At 38.6% G+C, this 10,087-nt stretch carries 8 protein-coding genes; 1 reads left to right on the top strand and 7 read right to left on the bottom strand.

The window, feature by feature from the left end; translation table 11 throughout:
- Positions 1–126: 126 nt before the first annotated feature.
- Genes ftsY through O3658_RS07120 form a run of 3 tightly spaced genes read right to left on the bottom strand, consistent with a single transcriptional unit; the run spans position 127 to position 3,194 of the window.
- Positions 127–1,581 (bottom strand): signal recognition particle-docking protein FtsY, encoded by a 1,455-nt coding sequence (gene ftsY / locus O3658_RS07130; RefSeq protein WP_371560363.1) that lies wholly within the window; start codon positions 1,579–1,581, stop codon positions 127–129.
- Positions 1,582–1,584: 3 nt separating this feature from the next.
- Entirely contained in the window at positions 1,585–2,403 is an 819-nt protein-coding gene (locus O3658_RS07125; protein WP_301560002.1) for a Cof-type HAD-IIB family hydrolase, read from the bottom strand.
- Complete coding sequence (locus O3658_RS07120) at positions 2,403–3,194, bottom strand: Cof-type HAD-IIB family hydrolase (protein WP_045763331.1); 792 nt, start codon at positions 3,192–3,194, stop codon at positions 2,403–2,405. The genes O3658_RS07125 and O3658_RS07120 overlap by 1 nt, the downstream gene beginning before the upstream one ends.
- Positions 3,195–3,512: 318 nt before the next feature.
- On the opposite strand from O3658_RS07120, the gene O3658_RS07115 reads away from it, so the two are divergent.
- Positions 3,513–3,980: an 8-oxo-dGTP diphosphatase gene (locus O3658_RS07115; protein WP_371560359.1), complete on the top strand. Its 468-nt coding sequence runs from the start codon at positions 3,513–3,515 to the stop codon at positions 3,978–3,980.
- A 321-nt stretch (positions 3,981–4,301) separates the two neighbouring features.
- Here the strand turns inward: O3658_RS07115 and O3658_RS07110 are convergent, their stop codons facing one another.
- From O3658_RS07110 to rnc, 4 genes are all read right to left on the bottom strand, one after another.
- Complete coding sequence (locus tag O3658_RS07110; RefSeq protein ID WP_371560357.1) at positions 4,302–4,880, bottom strand: HD family hydrolase; 579 nt, start codon at positions 4,878–4,880, stop codon at positions 4,302–4,304.
- Between the two features lie 137 nt (positions 4,881–5,017).
- On the bottom strand, positions 5,018–5,677 hold the full coding sequence (locus tag O3658_RS07105; RefSeq protein WP_371560355.1) for a trimeric intracellular cation channel family protein: 660 nt from the start codon (positions 5,675–5,677) through the stop codon (positions 5,018–5,020).
- Positions 5,678–5,765: 88 nt separating this feature from the next.
- The gene (gene smc, locus O3658_RS07100) at positions 5,766–9,305 is read right to left on the bottom strand and encodes a chromosome segregation protein SMC (protein WP_371560353.1); all 3,540 of its coding nucleotides are present in this window, start codon (positions 9,303–9,305) and stop codon (positions 5,766–5,768) included.
- Positions 9,296–9,994, bottom strand: a complete 699-nt coding sequence (gene rnc / locus O3658_RS07095) for a ribonuclease III (RefSeq protein WP_000661075.1) — start codon at positions 9,992–9,994, stop codon at positions 9,296–9,298. Before rnc ends, smc begins: the two co-directional genes overlap by 10 nt.
- Positions 9,995–10,087: the final 93 nt, after the last annotated feature.

Genomic DNA, 10,087 nt, shown 5'->3' with positions numbered 1-10,087 from the left:
GGTATAACCTTCGACGCGCACCCGCATAGCGGGTGGTTTATTTGTCTCGCACCTAACGGAGCGAGACGGACTGAAAGTCACATAAAATCAAAAACAATCCTGCAAGAATTCTTGCAGGATTTTCTTTTATATCAAACCTTCTAGGAGGCCCTTCATAAAGTTTTCAGAGTTGAACTCACCGATATCATCGATTTTTTCACCAAAACCAATCAACTTAACAGGAATATTGAGTTCCTCACGGATAGCCAGAACAACACCACCTCGGGCAGTTCCATCAATCTTGGTTAAGACAATTCCTGTAACAGGCGTAATTTTTGAAAATTCCTTGGCTTGTACAAGAGCGTTTTGACCTGTTGAGGCATCCAGGGCTAGGAAGGTTTCATGCGGAGCTTCTGGCACGACACGCTTAATGATACGACCAATTTTTTCCAACTCTGCCATCAAGTTTTCCTTGTTTTGTAAACGGCCAGCTGTATCAATCATCAAAATGTCAACACCTTCTGCTACTGCTCGTTCCATCCCATCAAAGACAACACTAGCTGGATCTGCTTTTTCAGGTCCAGTAACCACAGGAACATCGACACGACGACCCCATTCAGCTAATTGGGCAACTGCACCAGCACGGAAGGTATCCGCAGCAACAAGCATGACCTTCTTGCCAGCTTGCTTGTAGCGATGAGCTAATTTACCGATAGAGGTTGTTTTCCCTACACCATTAACACCTACAAAGAGCATAACTGTCAAACCATCTTGGAAGTTAATGCTTTCATTGTATTGTCCATCTTTTTCGTAAAGCTCCACTAATTTTTCGATGATAACACGACGGAGGGCATCAGGTTTCTTGGCATTTTCAAGCTTGGCTTCGTAACGCAATTCTTCAGTAAGATTTGAAGCTACCTGAACACCAACGTCACTCATGATGAGCAGTTCTTCTAATTCTTCAAAGAATTCTTCATCAACAGAGCGGAAGTTAGCAAAGAAAGCATTCAAACGAGCTCCAAATCCCGTACGAGTTTTCTTGAGACTACGGTCATATTTTTCCTGTACAGTCTCTTGAACTTGAGGAGTTGCTTCGATTACTAGATCTTCTTCCACTTCTTCAGAAGTGTCTGTTTCCGTTTCGTCTGGTTGAGCTTGATTAGCTTCTTCATCGTCGCTATCACTTAAAGGTACTTCGTCGACTGGTGACTCAGGTTCTTCTGCAACAAATTCCACTACTTCTTGAGAGCTGGCTTCAGTTTCTTCAACTTCTGTTGACTCTGACTCTTCCTGACAACAGTGACACTCAGTTTCCTCTTCAAACTGAGTCTCTTCTTCCTGAGGAGTTGCTATTGGTTCAACTGTTTCTGTAGTAGTTTCTTCTACTGGTTCTTCCGACTCACTAGCTTCTTTAGAATAAGTTTCATCAAATTCTGAACTTTGGTCGATTTCTTCAGCATTTTCCTCTTCAGCTTCCTTGCTTACAGATTCTGTAACTTCGTCGCCAGGTTCTGTCAGATCCAAGTTTTCCAAAGCTTCTTTAACGACTTCTTCGATTTTTGGTTCTTCTTTTCTACCAAATAAACGGTCAAATAATCCCATACTTTAGTTCTCCTTCAGTACATATTTTTCAATGGCCCAGGCAACAGCTTCCTCGTCATTGGTCATAGGGGTGACTACATTTGCAACCTCCTTGACCTCAGGCACAGCATTTTGCATAGCAACACCGAGTCCTGCCCATTCAATCATGGAAAGGTCATTGGCCTCATCTCCACAAGCCATCACTTGACTTTGGTCAATTCCTAGGTGGTCAATCAATTTAGCTAATCCAGTAGCCTTATGAACGTTCTTTGGTGACCATTCCAAAAGCATGTCGCGAGATTTAAAAATTTCATAATTGTTAAACAAGTCTGATGAAATGTTAGCAATTGCTGCGTCCAGCGGTTCTTGGGCAAAGGCTGTCACACATTTGTTGTAGGTCATCTGACTAGACAAATCTTCAAAGTCAATTGGAACAAAAGTCAGAGCAGGATTAAATTTAGCATACAGACTTTCTTGATCTGATTGGATTTGGTAAACTGTACCTTCTGAAATGGCATCTAAAGGAATACCTAGTTTTTCAGTTTCCTCATAAATGCGTGTCACATCATCGATTGAAAAGACTGTTTTATCGAGAATCTCACCTGTATTTTTCTGAACCAATCCTCCATTAAAGGTAATGGTATATTCATCATCATGACCGTCTGTTCCAAGCTCTTTGAGGAAGAAATCCATGGCCTTGAGGGGACGTCCAGTTGTCAATACCACTTTAACTCCCTGATCACGCGCAGCCTTTAAAGTTGCCTTGGTACGATCAGTTAATTTCTTGTCTGTCGTCAGCAAGGTTCCATCTAAGTCCAAAGCAATTAATTTAATATCTGCCATTACAATTCCTCCATATAAGCAATAACTGATTGGTCCTTGTGGTGTCCAATAATTGTTTCAGCAAGTTCTAAAATCTCTGGACGTGCATTTTCAGGTGCCACTGGGTGCCCAACCACTTGCATCATGTGAAGATCATTTAGATTATCACCAAAGGCCATCACTTGATCCATATCTAGATTCAATTTCTTAGCCAATTCAACAATAGCAACTCCCTTGTCAACATGGTCTAAAACGATGTCAATGGATTCAAAGCCAGTCGTCATAGCCTTGACCCCAGGAACATGTTCATTGACCCAAGATTCTCCAGCGTCAACCGTTTCTTCAGTGAAGTTAGTTGTGAATTTGAAAATCTCATCGGTAATATCTTCAAGACTGGCTACTTTTTTGATATTCTCATTATAATGATGACTAAACATAAGATAGGTTTCATCCACCGTATCAAGCACATAGCAAGCCTCTTTACCAGTCAAGAGCATCTTTTTCTCATCAAAATAAGGTGAAGTTTTTAGTTTTTCAAATGTTGATAGGTAAAAATCACGAGGCATGGTTGCTTCATAGAGGTCCTCTCCATGGAAACGAACGAGACTCCCATTTTCAGCAATGAAAATAATCTCATCTTTGACATCCGCAAAATGCTTTTCAAGTGACAAAAGCCCACGACCAGATGCAACAGCAAAATAGATTCCTTTTTCTTGATAAGAATGGAGCAACTTTTTCAGACGCTCCATATCAAATTGACCGGCACCATCCAAAAAAGTACCGTCCATATCCGTTGCTACTAATTTAATCATAAATTCTTCATACTCCAATTAATAAATCTACCTTCTATTATACCATAGAAGAAGCAAAAAAAGACGTGCCGAATTGACACTCCCTTAGCTTCTATAAATCAATCCATATGCCATTTTAAAGGCCAGACTGATTTACTTGCTTTCTTTTACAACATTTTCTTCCAAAGTTCTTGATTGAAGTCTATTCTGAGAGTTAATCAACTATTGCGTAAAAATTATCAATCTTTGGCTGAGATACATTTGTCACAATCATAAATAGCATATAGTTCTTGACATATAATCTTGCATATGAAAAAATACTTGTTGGAGGTTAATCATATGACTGAAAAAATCAAAAACTGGGTTAATATTTGTGTTTTGAGAAATCAAGAAATTTTATTACTTAATAGACAGCACGATAATTTTCCTGGCTGGATTCCACCCGGGGGAAAAGTTGAATTCCCTGAAAGTTTTTTTGAAGCTGCATTACGGGAACTTAAGGAAGAAACTGGACTCACTGCATTAAATCTCGAATTAAAGGGAATTTCAGGCTTTACTAATTCAATTGGTAATGAGAGATTTGTCTTCTATGACTTTTTATGTACTCAGTTTACTGGTGAACTAAGTACATCTGCTGAAGGTGAGCCAAAATGGTGGAATCTAAAAGATATTGATAAAATACCAATGCAAGATGAAATTAGAAAAAGGCTACCACTTTATTTAAGAAAAGGAAGCTTTGAAAGTATTAACTATTGGGATGATAATAAAAAATGCATTAGTGAAAATAAAACAATTTTATTTGACTAATATTCTCTACAGTATAATCAAATGCAAAAATCTCAGTCCATTAGTAATTTTTGTATAATTCAATACTCAACACAATCTGTCTTAAATAACATATAGTGTAACGTTATACAAAACAAGAGTATCCAAATAAAAATCATCTACTCTAGCAATTTTTTCCTTCTATCTATAGATAGCTAAAAAGCCTTGGAAACAGCTTATTCCAAGGTTTTCTTTGTATTTTATTGTATCAATTTCCTTATTCCGATTTCAGTTGTGACAAGTTTAATCATATATATTTCCATTCTCCAGTTAAAAATCTATCTTCTATTGGGCCAATTATTATTAAAAATATAAGCCCTTCTCTACACTTTCCTGAATCAAGTCTTCTGTCAGTCTCCATAATTCTTCTGATTCACTTTTTATGAACTTTTTCTTTTCTAATGCCATGTCTGCACTGATATTATCAGGATTATAATTGATTTCTGACACTTCCAAGTGATTTATCAGCGGTACCAAGGCGTCGATCACTCTTGCATATCTTGCTTCAGAACTCTGCCCTTTTTCAAATTCCAACCACGAATTTTTCATTTGTAAATATTTTTCTTCTGGAAGGATACTCATTGTTTTTTCTATAGATGCTAGTTCTCTATCATGAGAATGAAGCTTTTTTTCATCATCAAACACCCAAGTATCTCCGGCATAAATCTCACCTAAATCATGAATCAATAACATCGAAATGACTTTCTCCATATTCAATTTTTCAGGATAATAATCTTGAAGAACCATCGCAGCTATGGCACCCTGCCAAGAATGCTCGGCGCTATTTTCAAATCTGCCATCAAGAGTTCTATTAAATCTTGTCACTGCCTTTAATTTCTCTATTTCTTTAATAAAATCAACTGAATGTTTCAAATTACTCATTGCTATTCCTACCTTGTTCGAAATTACAAATATAATAGCAAAAATTAATCTTTACATCATTAATTTCCCGTATTTGCAAAAAATAACGCCTAATCCACATGAGATTAGACGCTGATAAAATAACTCTCGCTTATTCATCAATTCAAGGTTCTCTTATCCATATTTGGCAAAGAGAGCTTGAACTTAATAATACAAAGTCGAATCACAAAGCCAACTATCGAGAGAATGATAAAGGCAGAAATTCTTGGAAAATGAAGGACAAAGGCCAACCAGTAATAAATAACTCCAATCACGAAAGATAGAAGGGCATAAATGTCTTCTTTTAAAACACTTGGAACTTCATTTATAAGGAGATCTCGGATAATACCTCCACCGGCTCCTGTTAGACAAGCCAAAATCCCTGCAGACATCAAATTTAGCTTACTGTCCACTAAGGCTGTCGCTCCAATCAAGGAGAAGATAATCAACCCAATGGAATCAAAGATGAGATAGGCTTCTCTCAACCACTTATAGAACTTTTTATCATGACTAGCATTGGCCTGTTTTGAAGTTACAAAGACATACATAATAACCGCTACCAGGATAGAGACATAAATGGGGCTAGGATCTGCTAGAGAAGCTGGAAAGCGACTAATAATGGAATCTCTTAGGATTCCTCCGCCTACTGCAGTTACAATTGCCAATAAACTGATTCCAAAAATATCTAAACGTTTACCGAATCCTTTGATGGCTCCTGAAGCAGCAAAGGCTATAGTCCCAATATAATTACAGATCATTAGGAATAGATCGAAATCCATATAAACTCCTCAATTTATTTACATTATCCTTCTGACTTCTTGAAGGTCTTTCTATATTCTTTGCTTGAAATTTTGTACTGATAACTAATTAAGCATCCATATTCTCTAAATCTTTTAGTTTAACAGAAACAATCTTAGAAACACCAGATTCTTGCATGGTCACACCATAGATAGAGTCTGCTGCCGCCATAGTTCCCTTACGGTGGGTAACAACGATAAACTGACTATCCTTGTCAAATCGGTTGAGATAATCCCCAAAGCGTTTAACGTTGGCCTCATCAAGTGCAGCTTCTACTTCATCCAAGATAACAAATGGAATGGTCTTGACCCGAATGATGGAGAAGAGCAAAGCCAGAGCTGACAAGGCCTTCTCCCCACCACTCATGAGGTTGAGTGATTGGATTTTCTTTCCTGGCGGTTGAACAGAGATTTCAACACCTGCTGTCAATAAATCTCCCTCGGTCAGGATTAGGTCCGCTTGTCCACCACCAAACATCTGCTTGAAAGTCACCTTAAAGGACTCACGAATAGCTTCAAAGGTTGATTTAAAGCGTTCCTTCACTTCATCATTCATCTCTGTAATGGTCTCAAGAAGAAGATTTTTAGCAGAAAGAATATCGTCGCGCTGACTATTCAAGAATTCCAAGCGTTCGTGTACTTCGTCAAACTGTTCAATGGCATCCAAATTAACAGGACCAAGTGAACGAATGGATTTTTCCAAATCCTTAACCTTTTGTTCAGCGACAGCCAAGTCTTCCAATTGGTTGGCTTGTTCTAACGCTTCTGTATAACTAATCTGGTATTCTTCAGTCAGTTGACCTTGAAGATAGCGAAGGCGGTCTGTAATCTTCTCTTTAGTCGCTTCCGCTCGTGTTTGCTTACGTATCCATTCTTCATTTTGCTGACGAGCTTGTTCTAAATGACTAGCAATATCATCCAATTGACCTTCAATATCATCTAGTTCAAACTGCTTACGAATCAATCCTTGTTGAATTTCTTCCTTTTGACTCTTAGCTTCTGATTCCTGCTTAGCCAAAAGTTCTGTATCAACTTTTTCAAGATTGTCTACTTTTTCTTGCAAAAGACGTTCAATCTCTTCTTGTTCAATATTGAGGTTCTCAAGTTCTTTATTGATCCGTTCAATATCTGCAACTTCATAACGCTTTTGACCTAACATTTCTGTTTTACGAAGACGCTCTTGAGAAAGTTTTTCCTGTAAGTTTTGATAGCGTTCCTGAATAGCATTTTTATTGGACTTGATTTCTTCGATTTCAGATTCCAGCTTTTGCTTTTCGGTTGCAATAACTGCGAGACGTTCTTGGCATTTTTCTTTTTCAGCTTGCCAATCTCCACCTCTGAGATTAGTTAATTCTTGCTCCTGAAGTTTTAAGAGTGTTTCGAGTTCTTCGACTTGTTGGCAAGTTTGTTGATAAGCAAGATACAAGCCTTGCTCTTCTATACGAGCTTGTTCCCCTTTCGACTTAATAGTCTCCAAAGTTTGACTAAGTTCGTTCAAGGATTCTTGAACTGACTTCAGATTTTCTTCCTCATGATGCAGAAGCTTTTCTTCTTGAGCAATCTCTTTTTTCAACTGCTCCAATTCAGGCTTGATGAAAATGCTGTTATTTTGACGATTGGCACCACCAGCATAAGAACCACCTGTTCGTAGTTCTGTACCATCTAGCGTTACCATACGAACTTGATAGCGTACCTTACGAGCAGCATCACGCGCATGCTCAACTGTATCAAAGATAGCTGTGGTAGCTAGCAGATTTTTAAAGATGGCTTCATGCTTAGCATCAAAGGTAACCAGTTCATCTGCCATACCAAGAAAACCTGGACTTGAGGCAATCACATCTTGATTCTGACCTGAAATGCTCCGAGCTTTGATAGTTGTCAAGGGTAGGAAAGTCGCACGACCGGATCGATTTCTTTTTAGGAAATCGATGGCCTTTGTTGCTGCCTGCTCATCTTCAACGATGATGTGTTGGCTACTTGCACCGAGAGCAATCTCAAGTGCTGTCTGATAACGAACATCAAAGGTTAAATGTTCACTAACTGCTCCAATAATACCACCTAAGCGATTTTTTTCTTGTAGTACACTCTTAACACCTGCATAAAAATTGCTATGATTTTTAAGAATGTTTTCCAAACTTTGTGCCTTAGCCTGCTTGTTTTTCAAACTATCTAAACGGTCAAAGAGTTGATTTTGCTGGCTTTGATAAGCCTGCTTTTGTGCTTCTTCTTCTTTGGCACTGGTTTGATAGTCAGCGAGTAAGTTCTGTACTTCTTCTTTAGCTGATTTAAGGGCAGCTTCTTGCTCACTAGCCTTGGACTTGGCAGAAGCCAATTGTTCCTTCAAGGATTCTAATTGTTCTTCTTGCTTTTGAGTCTGTTGGCGACTATTCTCAAGATCATTTTCAATCCTTGTCAATTGGTTAGAGACATCCGCTTCTTCCTGTAAGAAAGCCACGAAACGTTCACGCAATTGCTCAATCATTTGGTCTGGATCATCAGAAAAAGCTAATAATTCTGCTTCTAAACGATTGAGTTCCTTGGTATTGACCGCTAAATTTTCTTCTAACTGACTGAGATGTGCTTCTTTTTCTTCCTTCTCCTGAATGAGAGTATTTCTCTTCTCGTCCAAACCAGCTAAACGAGCTTGAGCTTCTTGTTGATTGAGGGCAACTTGCTCAGTTTCTAGTTTAGACAAAGCTAACTTACGTTCTAAATCACTGATTAAACTAGTCAAATCCATCAAGCTTGACTGGTCTTTTGACATTTCAGCTTGCAAGTCTTGACGTTTCTTTTTGAGAGCTTGATTTTCTTCTTCTAAGTCTTGACGTTTTTGATAATAACCGGTTAAAAGTTCTTGGACTTGGTTTAATTCTTCTTCTGTCACATCCAATTCAGCCTTATTGGCTTGAACCTGAGCAACCAAAACGTCCAAGTAGATCGCTTTACGCTGACCGTCCAACTCCATAAATTTACGAGCTATAGCTGCTTGCTTCTCCAAAGGCTTGATTTGATTATCAAGCTCATAGATGATATCTTCCAAACGATCTAGATTATCTTGAGTTTGTTGAAGCTTACTTTCCGTCTCTTTACGACGAGTTTTATACTTTAAAACTCCGGCAGCTTCTTCAAAAATAGCCCGACGTTCTTCAGGTTTGGAGTTAAAGATTTCTTCGACCTTTCCTTGGGAAATGATGGAGAAAGAATCACGTCCGAGTCCAGTATCTAAGAAAAGGTCATGGATATCACGGAGACGAACTTTTTTCCCGTCTATCTTGTACTCACTATCTCCACTACGATAGATATGACGTTCAACTTTGATTTCCTGGCCTGCATCCTTAATAAAGCCATCTTGATTATCCAAAGTAACAATAACAGAAGCGTAGTTTAGAGGTTTCCGACTTTCTGTTCCTGCAAAGATGACATCAGGCATCTTCCCACCACGCAGACTCTTGACACTAGATTCACCAAGTGCCCAACGGAGGCTTTCAGTGATATTTGATTTCCCAGAGCCATTTGGTCCTACAACCGCCGTCACCCCTTGGTCAAAAACAACCTTGGTCTTGTCAGCAAAGGACTTAAACCCTTGGATCTCAATTTCCTTTAAATACATGAATCCAGCCCTTTCTCAACTGCATTTTTAGCGGCTTCCTGCTCGGCCAATTTTTTAGAGCGTCCTTTACCTGAACCTAGACTTTGTCCCTCAACAAGGACTTCAACCTCAAACATCTTATCATGGGCTGGCCCAATCTCTGAAATCACCTGATAACGAATATCAACATCTCCATTAACTTGGAGTAATTCTTGCAGATGAGTCTTATAATCCTTGATCATCTCAAAATCGCCAGCTTCAACCTTAGGAATCATGACTTGGTAGATAAAGGTTTTTACAGTCTTAATATCCTTGTCTAAAAGCAGAGCACCCAAAAAGGCTTCGAAGGCATCCCCCAAGATCGTGTCTCGATTACGGCCACCAGACTTTTCCTCCCCTTTACCAAGCTTGATAAACTGGTCAAACTGACAATCACGGGCAAAACCAGCCAAACTCTCCTCACGGACAATCATAGCTCGTAGCTTTGACAGATCCCCTTCTGGTTTTTTAGGGTATTTTTTAAACAGATATTCTGAAATTAATAATTGCAGAACAGCGTCTCCTAAAAATTCCAAGCGTTCATTGTGTGAAATTTTTAAGAGGCGGTGCTCATTGGCATAACTGGTATGGGTAAAAGCTGTTTCAAGTAAGCTTTTATCTGTAAAAACAAGTTCAAAACGGTCTTGTAACACTGATTCTAATTCTTTCATAACTACCTCTTTCTAAATCATTATAATCCTATCCATTATATCAAAAAAAGCCTTCATAGTCAGAAAAGAACAGTGAAAAGCTTATTTTCTAAC

Origin of the sequence: Streptococcus sp. 27098_8_69, from assembly GCF_041432445.1 — a bacterium.
Classification (GTDB): domain Bacteria; phylum Bacillota; class Bacilli; order Lactobacillales; family Streptococcaceae; genus Streptococcus.
This window is presented reverse-complemented; position numbering and strand designations above follow the sequence as displayed.